The organism is Alloyangia pacifica (assembly GCF_003111685.1).
GTDB classification, from domain to species: Bacteria; Pseudomonadota; Alphaproteobacteria; order Rhodobacterales; family Rhodobacteraceae; genus Salipiger; species Salipiger pacificus_A.
In genome coordinates, this window is the sequence record NZ_CP022189.1 from 1,019,965 (window position 1) to 1,039,546 (window position 19,582).

14 protein-coding genes are annotated in these 19,582 nt (G+C 65.8%); 12 read left to right on the top strand and 2 right to left on the bottom strand.

What is annotated here, in order from left to right; translation table 11 throughout:
* Positions 1-105: 105 nt before the first annotated feature.
* The 11 genes from CEW88_RS04975 (at position 106) to murD (ending at position 16,179) form a co-directional block, all read left to right on the top strand.
* Entirely contained in the window at positions 106-393 is a 288-nt protein-coding gene (locus CEW88_RS04975; RefSeq protein WP_302664669.1) for an NlpC/P60 family protein, read from the top strand.
* Positions 386-3,727, top strand: a complete 3,342-nt coding sequence (gene gpJ / locus CEW88_RS04980; protein ID WP_108964961.1) for a TipJ family phage tail tip protein — start codon at positions 386-388, stop codon at positions 3,725-3,727. The genes CEW88_RS04975 and gpJ overlap by 8 nt, the downstream gene beginning before the upstream one ends.
* A 12-nt stretch (positions 3,728-3,739) precedes the next feature.
* A complete protein-coding gene (locus CEW88_RS04985) occupies positions 3,740-5,968 on the top strand; it encodes a hypothetical protein (protein WP_159099560.1) in 2,229 nt (742 codons plus the stop codon).
* 933 nt (positions 5,969-6,901) lie between these two features.
* Entirely contained in the window at positions 6,902-7,420 is a 519-nt protein-coding gene (gene mraZ / locus CEW88_RS04990; protein ID WP_108964963.1) for a division/cell wall cluster transcriptional repressor MraZ, read from the top strand.
* 3 nt (positions 7,421-7,423) lie between these two features.
* Complete coding sequence (gene rsmH / locus CEW88_RS04995; RefSeq protein ID WP_108964964.1) at positions 7,424-8,413, top strand: 16S rRNA (cytosine(1402)-N(4))-methyltransferase RsmH; 990 nt, start codon at positions 7,424-7,426, stop codon at positions 8,411-8,413.
* On the top strand, positions 8,413-8,769 hold the full coding sequence (gene ftsL, locus CEW88_RS05000; protein ID WP_108964965.1) for a cell division protein FtsL: 357 nt from the start codon (positions 8,413-8,415) through the stop codon (positions 8,767-8,769). Before rsmH ends, ftsL begins: the two co-directional genes overlap by 1 nt.
* A complete protein-coding gene (locus CEW88_RS05005; protein ID WP_108964966.1) occupies positions 8,766-10,559 on the top strand; it encodes a peptidoglycan D,D-transpeptidase FtsI family protein in 1,794 nt (597 codons plus the stop codon). Before ftsL ends, CEW88_RS05005 begins: the two co-directional genes overlap by 4 nt.
* A 69-nt stretch (positions 10,560-10,628) precedes the next feature.
* The gene (locus CEW88_RS05010) at positions 10,629-12,122 is read left to right on the top strand and encodes a UDP-N-acetylmuramoyl-L-alanyl-D-glutamate--2,6-diaminopimelate ligase (protein WP_108964967.1); all 1,494 of its coding nucleotides are present in this window, start codon (positions 10,629-10,631) and stop codon (positions 12,120-12,122) included.
* Entirely contained in the window at positions 12,119-13,549 is a 1,431-nt protein-coding gene (locus CEW88_RS05015; protein ID WP_108964968.1) for a UDP-N-acetylmuramoyl-tripeptide--D-alanyl-D-alanine ligase, read from the top strand. Before CEW88_RS05010 ends, CEW88_RS05015 begins: the two co-directional genes overlap by 4 nt.
* Positions 13,550-13,567: 18 nt before the next feature.
* Complete coding sequence (gene mraY / locus CEW88_RS05020) at positions 13,568-14,650, top strand: phospho-N-acetylmuramoyl-pentapeptide-transferase (RefSeq protein WP_108964969.1); 1,083 nt, start codon at positions 13,568-13,570, stop codon at positions 14,648-14,650.
* A 125-nt stretch (positions 14,651-14,775) separates the two neighbouring features.
* A complete protein-coding gene (gene murD, locus CEW88_RS05025; protein WP_108964970.1) occupies positions 14,776-16,179 on the top strand; it encodes a UDP-N-acetylmuramoyl-L-alanine--D-glutamate ligase in 1,404 nt (467 codons plus the stop codon).
* A gap of 21 nt (positions 16,180-16,200) precedes the next feature.
* On the opposite strand, the gene CEW88_RS05030 is transcribed toward murD, so the two are convergent.
* Entirely contained in the window at positions 16,201-16,869 is a 669-nt protein-coding gene (locus CEW88_RS05030; RefSeq protein ID WP_108964971.1) for a hypothetical protein, read from the bottom strand.
* A gap of 68 nt (positions 16,870-16,937) precedes the next feature.
* Complete coding sequence (locus tag CEW88_RS05035; protein WP_108967553.1) at positions 16,938-18,116, bottom strand: NAD(P)/FAD-dependent oxidoreductase; 1,179 nt, start codon at positions 18,114-18,116, stop codon at positions 16,938-16,940.
* Between the two features lie 165 nt (positions 18,117-18,281).
* Here CEW88_RS05035 and CEW88_RS05040 point away from each other — a divergent pair, with 165 nt between their 5' ends.
* A complete protein-coding gene (locus CEW88_RS05040; RefSeq protein WP_108964972.1) occupies positions 18,282-19,448 on the top strand; it encodes a peptidoglycan glycosyltransferase FtsW in 1,167 nt (388 codons plus the stop codon).
* Positions 19,449-19,582: the final 134 nt, after the last annotated feature.

Here is a 19,582-nt window from a genome sequence, read left to right on the forward strand (position 1 = left end):
ATCGACTATCTCGGCATCCCCTACGCCCAGGTCGGCCGCACCCGCGCTGGATGCGACTGCTGGGGCCTCGCACGCCTCGTCTAGCGCGACCTCCTGCAGGTCGAGCTGCCGAGCTACGCTGCCTCGGTCTGCGCCTCTGGCGCGGCCGACGTGGCGGCGCTGATCGGCGAGACCGCCGCCGCGCATCCGTGGCTCGAGGTGACCGAGCCGCTGCCGTTCGACCTGCTGCTCTTCCGCCGTGGCAGCTACGCCCAGCACCTCGGAATCTGCGTCGATCGGCATTGGATGCTGCACATGGATCGCACTGGCTCCAAGCTCGCGCGCCTCGCCGACAGCTACTGGGTTTCGCGGTCCCTGGGTGCATGGCGCCACGCGGAGGTGCGCAATGGCTGAAGCCGCCACCAAGCTGCTCTTCGCGCCAATTATCGACCCCGGCGCGGCCCGCCAGGAGCTTGAGATGCCTGCCGGCGGCACGCTTGCCGATGCGGTCAATCTGGCGCTGCCAGGGCACACCGAAGTGGACCGTGCGCAGCTGCGCGTCACGCTGATCAGCGAGGCCGGCGCCGCGCTGATCGATCCGCGCTACTGGGGGCAGGTTCGCCCCCGGCCGGGCGTGCGCGTGGTGATCCGCCTCGTGCCCGGCAGCGACGGGTTCCGGAGCGTGATGCTGGCTGTGGTGACCATCGCCGCCATCGCTCTCGCGCCCTGCATCGCGCCCATGATCGGGGTCACCAGCCAGCTCGGTGTCAGCCTGGTCGCCATGGGGCTCAACATGGTTGGCGCCGCCCTGATCAACTCGCTGATCCCGGTGGAGCCGGCTACCGAGCGCGATGCCACGCGCAACCGCTACACGCTCTCTGGCTGGCAGAACTCGATCCGGCGCGACGAGCCGGTGCCGTACCCCCTCGGGCATCACCGCTACGGCCCGCCCTTCGCGGCGACTTCCTATTCCCAGATCACCGGCGACGAGCAGGACGTCGTGGCGCTCTTTTGCTTCGGTTACGGACCACTCGACATAAGCGACATCCGGATCGGCGATACGCCGATCTCGGAGTTCCGGAACGTCGAATACGAACTGCGCGAGGGTAGGCCGGGCGACTATCCCGTCACGCTCTATCCGCGCCAGGTGATCGAGGATCCCGAGCAGGTAGAGCTGGTCCGCCCGCAGCCTCGAGATGACGCGGGCGAAATCATCGGCGAGGAAGGGGTGGAGACACCCGTCGTCCGCATGACAGCAGGGGGTGCCGAGAGCGTCTCGCTGGTGTTCTTCTTCCCCTCGGGCCTCATCCGCTACAGCCGCGAATACGACGAGCGGCAGATGGGGGTGTCCGTGCGCATCCGCCAGCGGCTGAACGACGGCGATGCCTGGCAGGAGGTCACGACGATCGACTTCCTGGCCAAGCGGGCCGACCCGTTCTTCCGCCAGCACACCTGGGAGCTGCCGAGCCGCGGGCGGTGGCAGATCGAGGTCACGAAGATCTCGAACGACAGCACGAACTCGCGGTACATCAACAAGGTCATGCTGGCGGGCGTGCAGTCGATCCGGCCCGAGTATCCGATCAATAGCGACAAGCCGCTGGCGCTGCTCGCCATGCGCGTGCGCGCGACCTACCAGCTGAACGGCCAACTCGATGCGGTGAACGCCCTGGTGAAGCGCTACGCCCTCGACTGGGACGGCGACGCCTGGGCGGAAGGCCTGCCGCGCAACCCCGCCTCGGCCTATGTCGCGGCCCTGACCGGCCCGGCCAACCCCTATCCCGTGACCTCGGCCGAGATCGACTGGGACCAAGTCCAGGAGTGGCACGAGTACTGCTCCCTGAAGGGCCTGAAGTACGACCGCATCCATGAGAGCGCCGAGAGCCTCGGGGACATGCTACGCGCGATCTGCGCCGCGGGCCGCGCCTCCTATCGCCACGATGGGTTGAAATGGGGCGTGGTGGTCGATCGGCCGCGGGAACTCGCCGTCGATCACCTCAACCCGCGCAACAGCTACGACTTCCGCTGGTCGCGCCAGTACATCGACCCGCCGCACGGGCTGCGCATTTCCTTCAACGACGAGACGAATAGCTACGAGCTCGCCGAGCGAGTCGTGCCCTGGGTCGGGCATTCCGGCGACATCACCCTGACCGAGGAGCTGGCACTGCCTGGCAAGACGGACCCCGTCGAGATTTGGACCGAAGCGCGCCGGCGCATGTACGAGATCGAGCATCGGCCTGACACCTTCACCTGCATGCAGGACGGTGCCGCCCGCGTCGCCACGCGCGGCGATCTGGTGATGGTCTCGCACTACGTGCTGGATCAGACGCAGATCGCCGCGCGGGTGATCGACGTTGACGATGCGACGGTGTTTGTCGACGAGGAGCTGGAGGTCGAGATCGGCGAGCAGTACGGCTTGCGCTTCCGAGTCTTCGAGGACGCGCAGGATGTCATCGGTGCCTCGGCGGTCGTGGCCGTCGAAGTCGTCGAGGTCGAGGGTGAGATTGGCCTCTTGATCGGTGGCAGCACTGAGCGGCCCGAGGTGGGAAGCCTGGTGCATTTTGGAACGCTCGGGACCGAAAGCTTGGCGGCTCGAGTTCTTGACGTGGAGCCTGGTGAAAACCTCTCGGTGCAGATGCGCCTCGCTGCAGAGGCAACCGTCATCGACGACCTGACCGACGCAGAGGTGCCGAGCGAATGGGATGGCATCGTGGGTGAGGTCATCAGCTTTTCCGCGGGCGTGCCGCTGATCCCGCGCTTTGTCTTCATCGACAGCTCGGTCTACGGATCATCCTTCTATAGCGGATCGAGCTCCGATCTTGCGGTGACCGTACGACTCACGCCTGGCTCGGGGGAGACCAGCTACATCGCCCAGTATCGCTTGCAGCACCGGCTCCTCGGCGCCGGGAGCTGGACATCGGTGCTGGCACCGCAGGCGTCCGGCGGCTTCGAGGTTGCGGGCTATGTCGATGGTGAGACCATCCAGCTCCGAGCGGTGGCGATCGCGCGCGATGGCACTGAGGGAAGCTACACGTCGATCATCGAGCACTTGGTCGGCTCGGGCGCTGAAGCGCTGCCCACCTCGCTGGACGCCAGCGCGATCACGGCTGTCGGCGGTCTTGGGCACGCCCGGCTCACGCTGGGTATCCCGCCGGGCGGTACCACGGAAGTCCAGCTCTACCGCGTCCCGGCCGGGGGCACACTCGATGTGCAGGCGCATGCTGTTGGCGCGCCTATCCCGGTTATTTCCGGGGTTTCGGTCACCGTCATCGACGGCGATGAAACCCGCGTTACACAGCTGGTCAACGGCGAGTTTTCGATCGATAGCGACTGGACGAAAGGCACCGGTTGGACGATCAGCACCGGCGTTGCAGGGCATGCGGCAGGCGTGGCCAGCAGCCTCAGTCAGGGTATCTCGATCGCGGCGGGCAAGACGGCCCGTGTGGCCTTCGCCGTCTCGGGGCGGACGCAGGGCAGCGTGACGCCGCGGCTGACCGGGGGCTCGACGGTGTCCGGCGATGCGATCAACTCGAACGGCTGGCACGCGGCCGAGCTGCTGGCGGTTAGCGGCAATAACACAGTGGCCTTCGCCGCCAGCGCGGACTTCGACGGCGCGATCGACGAGATCACCTTCTACGTCCTGACCGCTGCCTGCGCCCCGCAGGGCAGCTGGGACTACTATTTCAAACCCCTCAACAGCGACGGACAGGAGGCCGCAGTCAGCGGCCCGGTGGCCGCCGTGATCAGCTAGGAGCGTGACAAGATGCCCAGCAATGGCGTGAGATCAGTTGACCTGGACGAGCTGGAAGACCTCGACGAGCTGATCGGGAACAAAGACGGCACTGTCGGGCGGGTCTCGAAGGACACGCTGAAGCAGCCAGGTATGATCGTTGAGCGCGTCTACGACGACACGCTCTCGCTTCAGACGTCGCTTGACGAGGATCGCGGAGACGGCGCGCTCTATCAGACCAAAACCGGCCGGAATTACCTTCGCTCTTCAACTGGTCACCTTGCGACCGGTCTCGGCTTCAAGGTGAAGTACAATCCAGACCACGAGGTCAATGTTCAGGCGATGATCTCTGCGGCGGATGGCGGGGATATCTGCCTCGCGCTGCGGCGGTCGGCTTCCGAATTCCCTGGGCGTCTGATCAGGCTCCCCTCGGGTCTCTACAGTGCGGCCACCATTTTCGAGGTTGGTGATCTCGACAGTGCCCTGATCTGGGCGCATGGGGGTGAAATCACTGTCGAGGATGATATCACGTTCTTCCGCGCGGCTCCTCCGGCATGGGAAGAAATCCAGACGATCAATACAATCGACGGGGATGATTACTGGGGGCCGCGCAAGGCAATCACAGTGACAGATGGGACCGCATATGCGGTTCGCGATCTGGTCAAAGTCGTTAGTGACGATAAGCAGAGGTGCACTCGGGCAGCACCTGGAGATGGCACCGACTATCGGCGTGGATTCATGGCCTACATCGAGGCTATCAGCGGTAACGTCGTCACCCTTGATCGGCCCGTGCCATGGGATATGACGACAAAGCCCCGCATTGGACGGATGCCCAAACGTCGGTTCGCCTGGAAAGGTGGTCTCATTCGGTACGAGGAAGGTCACGATGCTGATTGGCATGGGAGCCCGATGCATCTTTATGGTGTCTCTGATCTTTCCATAGATGTGGAAATCGGGCACTCCTACAACTCTGCGATCAACGCTACCGGATGCATGGAGCCGATCGCTCGTGCGGTAGGCAAAGACCTTAGAAACGACGAATATAATGCCCAGTACGGCTATCTCATCAACAATGGTGGGTCGCAGGGTCTCCGTGCCGATATTGACTCCGGCGCAAACCGGCACGGGTTCACCACCAACATGCCTCTTGTTGCTGCCGACAGCGATGACCTGCATTTTTACGGCGCTGCATATGGTGGTCTCGTCACCGGCCAGTCAAACGGAAATTCACAGGCAGGCTTTGACACGCACCATGGTTCGGAGAACATCACTTTCGCCAGCTGCGTGTCTTCCGGCGGAACCACTGGAGGGGGTCAGTTTGTTCTTCGTGGCATAGGCCATAAGCTGATCAACCCCCAAGCCTACAACGGCAAAGACGGCATCTTGTTCTTCACCGAGGATGGCGTCACCGATCCGTCATCGGCAATTATTGAGAGTGCTAATGTCGATGTAGACCGTTATCCGCTCCTCTCGTGGGGCGAGGTAGATGTGGAGATCCACGGTGGATCGTTCCGGTCGCGGAAATATGGCCGCGTTGTATCAAGTATCGCCGGATCACTGAAGCTCAGAGGAACTGTGAGTATCAAAGCCGGAGGTCCGGCAGAGGCCAACTATTATCGTGCACTCAATCTCAGTGATTGTGCGGTCGATGCGCGCGGCGCCAAGGTGATTTTCGATCTTCAAGATGTGAACCCAGCGGCGATCAGTTATGGGGCTATTCAGGGGGATGGAGATACCGCGTGCAGCTGGATCGGCGGTGAAGTACGGACGTTTAATGATTCCTATCTGAATGCCGTGTTTTACAAGGCAACTGCCGCAACTGCGGTATGTTCTTTCGCGCCAGACGAAGTCGTGACCGAGAAGTTGGGAGTGGACCCAACTACCAATATGATAACCGGCGCTGGCGGCGTTGGGTTCACTGGGCCGGTAAAATGGCGCGCTGAAGACGGGACTGGCCGGTCTGCACACATGACACGGCAACTGGCAGGCAACAACCAGTCCGTCGATCTTCTCAGCCGGGGTGATGACCACATTGTCTGCGAAATCAACGCAACAGGCGCAGCGCGCATCTTTGGCGTGATGCCTGATGGGGTCGTCGCTGGGCAGAAGGTCACTTTCGTCTCATCGACCGCAGGGAGTTGGGACATCACCTTCCAGGACGGCGCAGCTTACAACATGGAGCTTGGCGGCTCTGACGTTGTTCTTTCTGCGTTGGGCTCCTTGACCCTGGTCTGGCTCGGGTCGACCTGGATGAAGGTTTGATCAAGGGAGCGTTGGGCGCGACTTTGGATCTGCTGTTGCTGCTTGGCTTCAGTGCCAAGGAAATTGAGGTTCCAAAATGGTGCTGGAGTAGGGGCGGCACTGGCGCCACCTCTCCGTGTCTCGCTGTACGGCGATGGTTCGGCGCGAGGAGGGGGGTGGTCTTCAACCGCTGTTGAACGACCCGTTCAAACCCGCTCGAAACGCCCGTTGTTCAAAAGTCGTTTGCTGCAAGTTTGGCTGTAATTCACTGCAAGTTTACCTGTCACGCTACAGCTGCCCGGACGCGCGGCGCGATGGGAATGCATGGGATGGGATTTCATGGGTGGCATGGGAAAACGTGGGACCGGGCTGACCGGAGCGTTTGTGGCCCCGCGGGCGCAGGTCGCAACGGCAAGCAAACCAGCGCTGATTCAAGGGTTGAAGCACTCTACGCGCCATGACACATGCTCACGAAACCGCGATTCCGCCGGTCGTTGAAAAATTTTTTGGGATTTTGTGGGAGTTTTTTTCTCACGCTGGCGTTACCACATCTTGTGATGGGTGGGTTCCCGCTTACCACATATTCGTGAATGAGGTGCAAATTTGCCTCAATATGTTGTTCCGCAGGGGTCTGCAGGACAACATGCAGTGGGATTCTCCCGCAGATTTCTATTGCTTCCCATGAAATCCCATGACATACCATTAATCACGACGAAGGGACGGGATAAGGGGCAGCAAACGACCCCGGCGAACATCCCAGAAATATAAAACGAGCAGGTTCATACAGGCACCCGCCCTTCGTTGACATGAAGAATCCAGCGCGTGAGCGAGCAGACATCCCCCCAGGTGGCGTGCGTAGCTGGACCAGCCCGTAACACGGGTCAAGGCGGCGGGTTGATCGGTGGCAGCAGATCAACCCGCCGTATTTCGTTCTAGGGGGCGAGAGTAGGGACAGTGGGCCGCAGGCTAAGGTTCAGAGGCGAGAGCCGCAACAAGGTGGACAGCAAGGGGCGGGTGTCGATCCCAGCCTCTTTTCGCCGTGTGCTCGAAGCTGGTGATCCTGATTGGTCTGCCGGGAACAACCCGAATTTCGTGATCGTCTACGGCGATCACCGCCGCCAGTATCTCGAATGCTACACGATCGAGGAGATGGAGGCCGTCGAGGACCGCATCTCGGCGATGAAGCGCGGCTCGCAAAAGCGCCGCCTTCTGGAGCGTCTCTTCTCGACTCAATCCGTCACTACCAGCGTTGATGAAACTGGACGCATCGTGCTTCCGGCCAAGCTGCGTGATAAGATCGGTCTCGAGGACTGGGCGTATTTCGCCTCCAACGTAGACACCTTCCAGATCTGGAAGCCCGAGACCTTCGAAGAGATCGAGCTTGGCGGCACCGCAGAATTCCTCGACGAGATGCCGGCGGACTTCGATCCGCTCGAGCTGCTCGACGAAAACGACGAAACCGAGGAGGCCTGAGCCATGGCGGCGCCCAAAGACCCCAACGCCGCTCCGCATGTCCCAGTCCTGCTGCGGCCGCTGCTGGACGCCGTGGCCCCGGTGCGCGGCACCTGGATTGACGGAACCTTCGGGGCAGGGGGCTATTCGCGCGGATTGCTCGAGGCCGGCGCCGACAAGGTGATCGGCATCGACCGCGATCCGCTGGCGCACCAGATGGCGGAAAGCTGGATCGGCGAGTACGGTGGACGGCTCGAGCTGGTGCTCGACAATTTTGCCAATATGGACGCGCACGCGACGGACGTTGACGGCGTTGTGCTCGATCTTGGCGTGTCGTCGATGCAGCTCGACCGGGCCGAGCGGGGCTTCTCCTTCCAGAAGGACGGGCCGCTCGACATGCGCATGGAGCAGTCGGGCGAGACCGCGGCGGACCTGGTGAAACGGCTCGATGAGACCACGCTGGCGGATGTGCTTTACACCTTCGGCGAAGAGCGCGCCTCGCGCCGGATCGCCAAGGCCATCGTCAAGGCCCGCGCTCTGGAGCCGATCGAGACCACGGCGCGGCTCTCGTCCATCGTCGAGGCCTGCCTGCCGCGTCCCAAGCCCGGCCAGTCCCACCCCGCGACGCGCTCGTTCCAGGCGCTGCGCATTGCGGTCAACGACGAGTATGGCGCGCTCTGGCGCGGCCTGATGGCCGCCGAGCGGGCGCTGAAGCCGGGCGGTCTGCTGGCCGTGGTGACCTTCCATTCGGTCGAGGACCGCATGGTCAAACGCTTCCTGCAGGCGCGCTCGGGCCGGCTGTCCTCGGTCAGCCGTTACGAACCCGAGGTCGAAACCGAACAGCCGCGCTTCGAGCTGGTCACCCGCAAGGCTGTGGGGCCGGACGACGTGGAGCTGGCGCAGAACCCGCGGTCGCGCTCGGCGCGGCTGCGCGTCGGGCGCCGCACCACGGCCGAGGCCGGAGATATCGAGTCGGGGGTGCTTTCCATGCCCCAACTGAGAGGAAAGAGCTGATGCGAACGCTTCTCTATGTCACCACCTTCATGGCGATGATCGGGCTGGCCTTCTGGGCCTACCACGAGAACTACAAGACCCAGGCCTCGCTGGACCACGTGCGCCAGCTGCAGCGCGACATCGGTGACGCCCGCGCCCGGCTGTCGATCCTGCGCGCCGAATGGGCCTATCTCAATCGCCCCGACCGGCTGCGCGATCTCGCCGAATTGAACTTCGAGCGGCTCGGCCTCTTGCCGATGCGCCCTGAGCAGTTCGGCCGCATCGACCAGGTGAACTACCCCGACAACCGTGCGCTGGTGTTCAACGACCTCGTTGATGTGACCAGCGCCGGAGCAGGGACGGGGGCGCTGCAATGAACGGCCGCATCCCGCTTCGCCCGCTGGCCCGCGTTCTTGACGCCCGGCGCCGCGGCGAGAACCCGGATGCGATCGAACGCGAAAACCTGCGCATCCGGCACGAACAGATGCGCGACAAGGCCCGCACGCGGGCCGAGGGCCGGCTGCTGGTGCTTGGCCTTGTTTTCTTCTGCGCCTTCGTGGTGATCGGCCTGCGCATGGGCATGCTGGCCCAGTCCCAGGCCGAGGAGCCGCAGGCCGCTGCCTCCGGTGCCTCGATCCTCGCCTCGCGCGCCGATATCGTGGACCGCCACGGCCGGATTCTGGCGACGAACATGGAGACGCATTCGCTCTACGCCCACCCGCACCAGATGATCGAGCCGGTGCGCGCGGCGGACGAGCTGATGAAGATCTTCCCCGATCTCGACCGCGAGCGGCTGCTGAAGGACTTCACCAACCCCAAGCGCAAGTTCATGTGGGTCAAGAAGAAGATCAGCCCCGAGCAGATGCAGGCGGTGCACGACATCGGCGAGCCGGGCTTGCTGTTCGGCCCGCGCGAGATGCGGCTCTATCCCAATGGCAAGCTGGCCTCGCACATCCTAGGTGGCGCCAGCTTCGGCCGTGAAGGCGTTGCCTCTGCCGAGGTGATCGGCACCGCGGGGATCGAACGCTACTTCGACGAGGAACTGCGCGATCCGGCCCGCGGCGGCGCGCCGCTGGAACTTTCGATAGACCTGTCGGTTCAGGCTGCGGCCGAGTCGGTGCTTCGCTCCGGCATGAAGCTGATGAACGCGCGTGGGGCGGCCACGGTTCTGCTGGACGTACACACCGGCGAGGTCCTCTCGATGGTCTCCTTGCCCGACTTTGATCCCAACGACCGTCCTCATCCGCCGGTCTCGGGGCGCCCGTCCGACAGCCCAATCTTCAACCACGCGGTGCAGGGCGTCTATGAGCTGGGCTCGACCTTCAAGATCTTCGCCGCTGCGCAAGCGATGGAGCTGGGTCTGGTCAATGCAGATACGGTGATCGACACCTCGCCGCCTATGAAGGTTGCGGGCTTCCGGATTGGCGAGTTCGAGGGCCACAACTACGGCAAGCAGACCGTCGAGGGAATCATCACCCACAGCTCGAACCGCGGCACCGCCAAGATCGCGCTCGCCGTCGGCGGAGACCGGCAGCAAGACTTCCTGAAATCGCTCGGCTTCTTCGAGCCCACTGGGGTCGAAATCTCCGAGGCGCAGTCCGGCAAGCCGCTGTTGCCGCGGCGCTGGACGGAGTTGAGCACGGTGACTGTCTCCTACGGGCACGGGCTGTCGGCGTCGCCGCTGCACCTGGCCGCGGGCTATGCGACGATCGCTAACGGTGGTCACAAGATCCAACCGACACTCATAAAGCAGGACGGTCCGCATTACGGTCCTCGGCTGCTTTCCGAGAAAACGGCGGCGAGCGCTCGGCGCATGCTGCGCAGCGTCGTGACCGAGGGCACTGCCAGCTTCGGCGATGTGCCCGGCTACCACGTGGCGGGCAAAACCGGATCGGCTGACAAGCCCAAGGAAAACGGTGGCGGCTACTACAAGGACAAGCTGATTTCCACATTCGCGGCGATGTTCCCGGCCGACGCTCCGCGCTACGTGCTGATCCTCACCCTCGATGAGCCGGTCGAGACTTCGGGCAACCGTCCGCGCCGCACTGCCGGTTGGACCGCGGTGCCGGTTGCTGCCGAGATGATCACCCGGATCGCGCCGCTTCTGGGCTTGCGTCCGGACTACGATGTGCCAGAAGAGGAGGAGGTCACGCTGGTTCGCAACTGATCCGGCGCCGGCCTCCGGCCCGTTTTTCGGGGCCGTGTATATCCGGAATACAAAGATGAAAGGGCCGTCATGGGCGCCGTCATTGGAGAGGGCAAAAGCCTCAGCGAGCTGGGTTTGACCGCACGGGGCGGTCGCGAGGCGCGGGTGACGGGACTGTCGGTCGACAGTCGCGAGGTGACCTCGGGACACCTCTTTGCCGCGCTGCCGGGCACCAAGGTGCACGGCGCGGCCTTCATCCCCACGGCGCTTGAACAGGGCGCCTCTGCCATTCTCACCGATGCCGAAGGCGCTGCGATGGCCGCCGAGGCGCTCGCGGGCTCCGAGGCCGCGCTGGTCATCGCTGCGGATGCGCGGCAGACGCTGGCCTATGCCGCCGCGCTCTGGTTCGGCGCGCAGCCCGAGGTCACCGTGGCGGTGACCGGCACCAACGGCAAGACCTCGGTCGCCACCTTCCTGCGCCACATCTGGCAGGACATGGGCTTTCGCGCCATCAACCTCGGCACAACCGGGGTCGAGGGCGACTGGCAGGCGCCGCTCAAGCACACCACGCCCGAGCCGATCACCCTGCATCGCGCGCTTGCCGGTGCCGCCGAGGCGGGCGTCGATCACTGCGCCATGGAGGCCTCAAGCCACGGGCTCGACCAGCGCCGTCTCGACGGGGTGCAACTGAAGGCCGCGGGCTTTACCAACTTCACCCAGGATCACCTCGACTACCACGCGGATTTCGAAGAGTATTTCGCCGCCAAGGCCGGACTTTTCGCGCGCGTTCTGCCCGATGAGGGCGTCGCGGTGATCAACATCGACGACCCGTGCGGCATCGACATGATGGCCATCGCCCGCGCCCGCGGCCAGGAGGTGATCTCGGTCGGCGAGGCGACGGGCTGCGACCTTCGCATCCTTGGTCAGCGCTTCCATGCCACGGGGCAGGATCTGCGGCTCGACTGGCGCGGCGCGGTGCAGCAGCTCCGGCTCGGCCTCATCGGTGGCTTCCAAGGCCAGAATGCGGCGCTGGCAGCCGGTCTCGCGCTGGCCTGCGGCGCCGATCCCGAGCAGGTCTTCCCGGCGCTGGAACGGCTCGAGACGGTGCGCGGGCGCATGCAGCTTGCCGCGACCCGCGACAATGGCGCGGCGGTGTATGTCGACTTTGCCCATACGCCCGATGCGGTCGCGACCGCGCTGCAGGCGCTGCGCCCGCATGTCATGGGCCGGCTGATCGCCATCGTCGGCGCGGGCGGTGACCGCGACCCGGGCAAGCGCCCGCTGATGGGCGCGGCCGCCACCGAACACGCCGACATGGTGATCGTGTCGGACGACAACCCGCGCTCCGAGGAGCCCGGCTCGATCCGCGCGCAGGTGCTGGGCGGCGCGCCCGGCGCGCTTGAGGTCGGCGACCGTGCCGAGGCGATCCTGCGCGGCGTCGACATGCTGCAGCCCGGCGACGCGCTGATGATCCTTGGCAAGGGTCACGAGACCGGCCAGATCGTCGGCGACACCATTTACCCCTTTGACGATGTCGAGCAGGCAAGCGTTGCCGTGGCGGCACTGGACGGGAGAGGCCTGTGACGCTCTGGACGGCAGAAGACGCGGCGCGCGCCACAGGCGGGCGTGCCATCGGAGATTGGACGGTCCGCGGTGTGTCGATCGACACGCGGACGATTCAGAAGGGTGACCTTTTCGTCGCGTTGAAGGCGGCACGGGACGGGCATGAGTTCGTCGCGCAGGCGCTGGAAAAGGGCGCCGCCGCTGCCCTCGTCAGCCATATTCCCGAAGGGGTTCCCGAGGGCGCACCGCTCTTGCTGGTGGACGACGTGCTGACCGGGCTCGAGGCGCTGGGGCGCGCTGCGCGTGCCCGCACCCGGGCGCAGGTGGTGGCGGTGACCGGCTCGGTCGGCAAGACCTCGACCAAGGAGATGCTGCGCACCGTTCTGAGCGCGCAGGGCACCGTGCATGCCGCCGAGAAAAGCTACAACAACCATTGGGGCGTGCCGCTGACGCTGGCGCGCATGCCCGCCGACGTTGATTTCGCGGTCATCGAGATCGGCATGAATCACCCGGGCGAGATCGCGCCGCTGTCGCGCATGGCGCGGCCGCTTGTGGCGATGATCACCATTGTCGCGCCGGCGCATCTGGCGGCCTTCGAGAGCCTCGAGGGCATCGCCCGCGAGAAGGCGGCGATCTTCGAGGGGCTGGAGCCGGGCGGCATCGCGGTGGTCAACGGCGACCTCGAGGTTTCGCCACTGCTGATCGAACTGGCCGAGGCGAGGGCCGAGCAGGTCATCACCTTTGGCGAGGCGGCGGGCAACCATCACAGGGTCGAGCAGGTTACCATCTGCGACGCGGCCACCGTGGCGCAGGGCCGCGCCTGGCGGACGCATGTTCTCTACAAGGTCGCAGTGCCGGGCCGTCACTTTGCCGTCAACGCCATGGGCGTTCTGGCGGTGGTACACGCGCTGGGGCTGGACCGGGCCATGGCGATCACCGCGCTCGGTCAATGGGAGCCCGGGGCGGGCCGTGGCCTGCGCGAGGTCATCACCCTCGACCCGGTCGAGACGCAGTTGACGCTCGAGCTCATCGACGACGCCTACAATGCCAACCCCGCTTCGCTTGGCGCCTCGCTCGAAGTTCTTGCCGGGGCCAAACCCAAGGACGGCATCGGGCGTGTCGATCATGGTCGGCGCATCGCCTATCTCGGCGATATGAAGGAGCTTGGCGCACAGGAGCACGCGCTGCACGCGGCGCTGGCCGAGCACCCTGCGATGGCAAACATCGACATCGTGCATTGCGTGGGGCCGCTCATGCGCGACCTCTGGGAGGCGCTGCCCGAGCGCAAGCGGGGCCATTGGGCCGAGACCAGCGTCGCCATGGCCCAGCGGGTGCGCCACGACCTCGACGCCGGCGACGTGGTGCTGGTGAAGGGCTCGCTCTCGATGGCGCTGGCGCGCGTGGTTGACGCGATCCACAAAATGGGTCATGCGCCCGCCACGATCTGACAAGAAGGACCGGGGCTCATGCTCTACTGGCTGACTGGACTGAGTGACGGCGGCGATGTCTTCAATCTCTTCCGCTACATCACTTTCCGGGCGGGCGGGGCGTTTCTGACCGCGCTGATCTTCGGCTTTCTCTTCGGGCGCCCGCTGATCGACGTGCTGCGCAAGCGGCAGGGCAAGGGCCAGCCGATCCGCACCGACGGCCCCGAGGGGCATTTCGTCAAGGCCGGTACCCCGACCATGGGCGGCCTGCTCATCGTCGGCGCGCTGCTGACCTCGACGCTGCTCTGGGCGCGGCTCGACAACGGCTTTGTCTGGATGGTGCTCTTCGTCACCATGGGCTACGCGGCGATCGGCTTCGCCGACGACTATGCCAAGGTGAAGAAGCAGAACACAGACGGCGTCTCGGGCAAGGTGCGCCTTGCCATCGGCTTTGGCATCGCGGCGATTGCGGCGACCTGGGCGGCCTGGCTGCACCCTGCGGATCTGACCGGCCAGCTGGCGTTTCCGGTGTTCAAGAACGCGCTGCTGGATCTGGGCTGGGTCTTCGTGCCCTTCGCGATGATCGTCATCGTCGGTGCTGCCAACGCGGTGAACCTGACCGACGGGCTCGACGGGCTCGCGATCATGCCGGTGATGATCGCCGGCGGCACGCTCGGCATCATCGCCTATGCCGTGGGGCGCACGGACTTCACCGAGTACCTCGACGTGCACTACGTGCCCGGCACCGGCGAGATCCTGATCTTTACCGCCGCGCTGATCGGCGGCGGGCTCGGTTTCCTGTGGTACAACGCGCCGCCCGCGGCGGTCTTCATGGGCGACACCGGCTCGCTGGCATTGGGCGGCGCGCTCGGCGCCATCGCGGTGGCCACCAAGCACGAGATCGTGCTGGCCATTGTCGGTGGGCTCTTCGTGGTCGAGGCGCTCTCGGTGATCATCCAGGTGCTCTACTTCAAGCGCACCGGCAAGCGGGTGTTCCTGATGGCGCCAATCCACCACCACTACGAGAAGAAGGGCTGGGCCGAGCCGCAGATCGTCATCCGCTTCTGGATCATCTCGCTGATCCTGGCGCTGATCGGCCTCGCCACGCTGAAGCTGCGCTGAGGCGGGGGCGCACCCTCGTTCAAAGGAGGGTGCAAATCTCGTTTGAGATTTGCCGCGCTCTGGTGCGCGCCGCGCCGATGCGCTAGCCGTGAAGCAAGGGCAATCGCAGGCATGAGGGCAGTGGCATGATTCCGGTATCCGGTTTTGAGGAGCGCACCGTCGCGGTGCTTGGGCTCGGGCGCTCGGGGCTTTCGGCGGCGCGGGCGCTGCGTGAGGGCGGCGCCTCGGTTCTGGTCTGGGACGACAACGCCTCTGCGCGCGAAACGGCCGAGGCCGAGGGCTTCGAAAGCCGCGAGCTGGGCCGGGAGGGCGGCTTCGACGGCGTCGACTGGCTGGTGGTCTCGCCGGGCATCCCGCATCTCTACCCCGAGCCGAACCCGGTGATCGCCGCTGCCTGGGCGGCGGGTGTGCCGGTGGACAACGACATCGGCCTGTTCTTCCGCGCGCTCTCTGCCGCCGGGTCCGACTGGGACATGTACGACATGCCGCCGCGCGTCGTGGCGGTGACCGGCTCGAACGGCAAGTCGACCACCTCGGCGCTGATCCACCATATCCTCCAGAGCTCGGGGCGTGAGAGCCAGCTCGCCGGCAATATCGGTCGCGGCGTGCTCGACATCGACCCGCCGGGGGACGGCGGCATCGTCGTGCTGGAGCTGTCGAGCTACCAGACCGATCTCGCGCGGGCGCTGACGCCGGACGTGGCGGTCTTCACCAACCTCTCGCCCGACCATCTCGACCGGCACGCCGGCATGGGCGGCTACTTCGCTGCCAAGCGCCGGCTCTTCGCCGAGGGCGGGCCGGACCGCTGCGTCATCGGCGTGGACGAGAAGGAGGGGCTCTACCTCGCCAACCAGCTTGCCGAGGCGGCGACCGACGACCGGGTGATCCGCGTGTCGTCCGGCACCAAGCTCGGCGGGCCGGGCTGGCTGGTCTATGCGCGCAAGGGGTTCCTCACCGAATGGCGCAAGGGGCGGCAGGTGGCGTCCATCGACCTGCGCCCCGTCAAGGGGCTGCCGGGGGCGCACAACCACCAGAACGCCTGCGCCGCCTATGCGGCCTGCCGGACGCTCGGTGTGGCGCCGCGGCAGATCGAGGCGGCCTTCCACAGCTTCGAGGGGCTGCCGCACCGCAGCCAGATCGTCGCCGAGGCGGATGGGGTGAGCTACGTCAACGACAGCAAGGCCACCAACGTCGACGCGGCGGTGAAGGCGCTTCAGGCGTTCAGCAACATCCGCTGGATCTGCGGCGGGTTGATGAAGGAGGGCGGGCTTTCGGGCCTTGCGCCGGGTCTGGGCAACGTGACCAAGGCCTATGTGATCGGCCGCGAGGCCGCGACTTTCGCGCTCGGGTTGCCGGGGGTCGAGGCCGAGATCTGCACCGACATGGCGACCGCGGTGGGCAAAGCCCGCGCCGAGGCGCAGCCGGGTGACGTGGTGCTTCTGGCGCCGGCAGCGGCGAGTTTTGACCAATACGACAGCTTCGAGAAGCGCGGCGAGGATTTCGCGGCAAAAGTGCGCGCCGCGCTCTGAGCCCCGCCGGGGCAAGGGGCGTCAGGCCGCGCGCAGTTCCGCCAGCAGCCCGCCGTTATAGGCCTGCGGGTGCACCACGCCAAGTTGCGCGGGGATCCTCTTGAGGTTGAGGATTCGCGCGATGGCAAAACGGTGCGCGCCGCCACCGGCGCGCAGCAAGGTGCCATCGCGCCCCACATGCAGCAGGATGCCGCCGTGCTCGCGGCGGAAGTACTCTGGCAATTCGGCGCGCGACAGCAGGCGGCCAAGGCGGCGCGTCTGCTCGAAGACCGCGTCGAGGCGCTGGTAGCGCGTCACCAGCTCCTCTTCCGTGGCGCAATCGTCGGGCGTTTTGCCCGCGGCGATCTCGGTCAGCAGCTTCTGGAAGAGCGGGGTGTCGCGCCAGGGGGTGCCGCCTTCGAAGTGCAGGCGGCAGCTCTGTAGCTTGCGGCTCTCTTCGACCGACTGCCGCGGCAAGTCCCAGTCACCGCCGAGGATCATCCCGCTCTGCTGGCGGCGCAGTCGCGGCTTGCCGGCATAGGTGAAGTTCACGTCGCAGGCGTCGACCCGGATCAACTCGTCCGACAGTGGCGCCCCGGCGCCGTAGCGCAGGCGGTTCCAGACATCCCGCGCGACCTTGCGCGGCACCTGCGCGTGCAGGTCCCGGAGCCAGTTGCTGGGATAAAGAGTCGGGTGGTCGGTGAAGGCCATGACGCTGCCTGTTGTGACAATCGCATGACAAAATGTAACGAGCGGGTGACAAATTCAAGAGCCAGGCCTCAGCCCGCAGCAAGGCTCCGCCCGGCTGCCGCGCCCGAGGCCCAGGCCCATTGGAAGTTGTAGCCACCGAGCCAGCCGGTCACGTCCACTGCCTCGCCGATGAAATGTAGTCCGGGCACGGTTTTCGACGCCATGGTCTTGCTGTTCAGCCCGTTCGTGTCGACCCCGCCAAGCGTGACCTCGGCGGTGCGCCAGCCCTCGGAGCCCGAGGGGCGCAGGGTCCAGTTGCGCAGCGAGTCAGACAGCGTCTCGGCGCGCTTGTCCGAGAGATCCGCGAGGTTGCCCGAGAGGTCGAGCTGATCGGTGAGGTGTGCGACCAGCCGCTCGGGCAGAATCTGTCGCAGCTCGGTGGTCAGCGACCGCTTTCCGGCGCCCTTGCGCGCTGCGCGCAGGTGGGCGGCGGGATCAAGGGCCGGCGAGAGATTGACGGTGATCTCCTCGCCCTCGTGCCAGTAGCTCGAGGCCTGCAGGATCGACGGCCCCGAAAGGCCGCGGTGGGTGAAGAGCAGCGCCTCGTCAAAGCTGGTGCCATTCGCCGTGACCCGCGCGGGCAGCGACACCCCGGCGAGACCCGCAAAGCGCCCCTCGGGGAAGGTCAGCGGCACGAGGCCCGGGCGGGGCGTCACCAGCGCGTGGCCGAATTGGCTGGCGATCTCATAGGCGAGGCCGGTGGCCCCCATCTTGGGAATCGAGCGCCCGCCAGTGGCAACCACAAGGTTCGCGGCCCGGATCACGGTCTCGCGGCCGTCGCGCTCGACGCGGGCGGTGTAGACGCCGTCGGCGTGGGTCAGCTCGCGCAGCGAAGTCTGCAGCCAGAGCTCGGCGCCGACTGCTTCCATCTCGCGCAGCAGCATGGCGACGATCTGCGTTGCCTTGCCGTCGCAGAAAAGCTGGCCGAGGGTCTTTTCATGCCAGGCGATGCCATGGCGCGAAACCAGTTCGATGAAGTCCCACTGGGTATAGCGCGCCAGCGCCGATTTGCAGAAATGCGGGTTTTGAGACAGGAAGCGCGCGGGCTCGGTCCCGAGGTTGGTGAAATTGCACCGCCCGCCGCCCGAGATGCGGATCTTCTCACCCGGCGCCCGGGCATGATCGATGACCAGAGTGCCCGGCCCCGCGTGGGCCGCGCACATGAGACCGGCCGCGCCGGCGCCGAGGATGAGCGTCTTGATCTGCATGGTGCCCTGAAACACCGGATCGCCGCGCGCTGCAAGGGTGGGCGGCTGCAGCACGTCGCACGGGTTGGCGGAGCCCCGCGCTCTTCCCAAAGGGCAGCGCAGGTGCTAGCCTCGCCGCAAGATCCGGGAAAACCCGGGCGATCAGGCAAATTGAGCGGTATTCCCATGACGGAAATGGTCTACGGCGCGGTCTCCGTGCGCGATGGCGAACCTGTCCTGCCCAAGTGGTGGCGGACGGTGGACAGATGGTCTCTGTCCTGCGTGCTGATGCTCTTCGGGGTAGGTATCCTGCTGGGGCTGGCGGCCTCGCCGCCTCTGGCCGAGCGCAACGGCTTTGCGCCCTTCCATTACGTCCAGCGGCAGGCTTTCTTCGGCGGGCTGGCGCTGGCGGCGATGTTCTTCACGTCGCTGATGACCCCTGTTATGGTCCGCCGCGCGGCGGTGATCGGCTTTGCCTGCGCCTTCGCCTCGCTGCTGGCGCTGCCGGTGCTCGGCACCGACTTCGGCAAGGGGGCGGTGCGCTGGTACTCGCTGGGCTTTGCCTCGGTGCAACCCTCGGAGTTCCTCAAGCCGGTCTTCGCCGTTGTCGCCGCCTGGCTGATGGCCGCGAGCCAGGAGATCGGCGGCCCGCCGGGCAAGAGCTGGTCCTTCGCGCTCACCTGCGCCATCGTCCTCACGCTCGCGCTGCAGCCCGATTTCGGACAGGCCTGCCTCGTGCTTTTCGGCTGGGGCGTGATGTGGTTCGTCGGCGGCGCGCCGATGTTCCTGCTGCTTGGCCTCGCCGGGCTCGTGGTGCTGAGCGGCACCTTCGCCTACAACAACTCCGAGCACTTCGCCCGCCGTATCGACGGCTTCCTGACGCCCGACGTCGACCCAACCACGCAGCTCGGCTACGCCACCAACGCCATCCGCGAGGGCGGATTCTTTGGCGTCGGCGTGGGGGAGGGGCAGGTGAAATGGTCGCTGCCGGACGCGCATACGGACTTCATCATCGCCGTCGCCGCCGAGGAATACGGGCTGGTGCTGGTCATGGTCATCATCGCGCTCTACGCCACGGTGGTCGTGCGTTCGATGCTGCGACTGATGCGCGAGCGTGACCCCTTCATTCGGCTGGCCGGCACCGGCCTTGCCGCCATGTTCGGCGTGCAGGCGATGATCAACATGGGCGTCGCGGTGCGCCTGCTTCCGGCCAAGGGCATGACGCTGCCCTTCGTCAGCTATGGCGGCTCGTCCCTTATTGCGGGCGGCATCGCCGTCGGCATGCTGCTGGCGTTCACCCGCACCCGTCCGCAGGGCGAGATCGGCGAGATCCTGCGCGCAAGAATGCGCTGATCCCGGAGCAGGGCCGGGGCGCTTTCGCACCCGGTCCCGCTGCGATAGACGGGCGCGAAACCATGTCACCGCGCCCGAGTCACGAGACGAGTGCCCTCGCGGTGACGAGCTGAACCAGCGGGGCAAAAGATCCC

What these genes read in the sequence shown, in the direction of transcription:
- gpJ (WP_108964961.1), top strand. Translation starts at nt 386, where the DNA reads ATGGCTGAAGCCGCCACCAAGCTGCTCTTCGCGCCAATTATCGACCCC.
- CEW88_RS04985 (WP_159099560.1), top strand. Translation starts at nt 3,740, where the DNA reads ATGCCCAGCAATGGCGTGAGATCAGTTGACCTGGACGAGCTGGAAGAC.
- rsmH (WP_108964964.1), top strand. Translation starts at nt 7,424, where the DNA reads ATGGCGGCGCCCAAAGACCCCAACGCCGCTCCGCATGTCCCAGTCCTG.
- ftsL (WP_108964965.1), top strand. Translation starts at nt 8,413, where the DNA reads ATGCGAACGCTTCTCTATGTCACCACCTTCATGGCGATGATCGGGCTG.
- CEW88_RS05005 (WP_108964966.1), top strand. Translation starts at nt 8,766, where the DNA reads ATGAACGGCCGCATCCCGCTTCGCCCGCTGGCCCGCGTTCTTGACGCC.
- CEW88_RS05010 (WP_108964967.1), top strand. Translation starts at nt 10,629, where the DNA reads ATGGGCGCCGTCATTGGAGAGGGCAAAAGCCTCAGCGAGCTGGGTTTG.
- mraY (WP_108964969.1), top strand. Translation starts at nt 13,568, where the DNA reads ATGCTCTACTGGCTGACTGGACTGAGTGACGGCGGCGATGTCTTCAAT.
- murD (WP_108964970.1), top strand. Translation starts at nt 14,776, where the DNA reads ATGATTCCGGTATCCGGTTTTGAGGAGCGCACCGTCGCGGTGCTTGGG.
- CEW88_RS05030 (WP_108964971.1), bottom strand. Translation starts at nt 16,869, where the DNA reads ATGGCCTTCACCGACCACCCGACTCTTTATCCCAGCAACTGGCTCCGG.
- CEW88_RS05035 (WP_108967553.1), bottom strand. Translation starts at nt 18,116, where the DNA reads ATGCAGATCAAGACGCTCATCCTCGGCGCCGGCGCGGCCGGTCTCATG.
- CEW88_RS05040 (WP_108964972.1), top strand. Translation starts at nt 18,282, where the DNA reads ATGACGGAAATGGTCTACGGCGCGGTCTCCGTGCGCGATGGCGAACCT.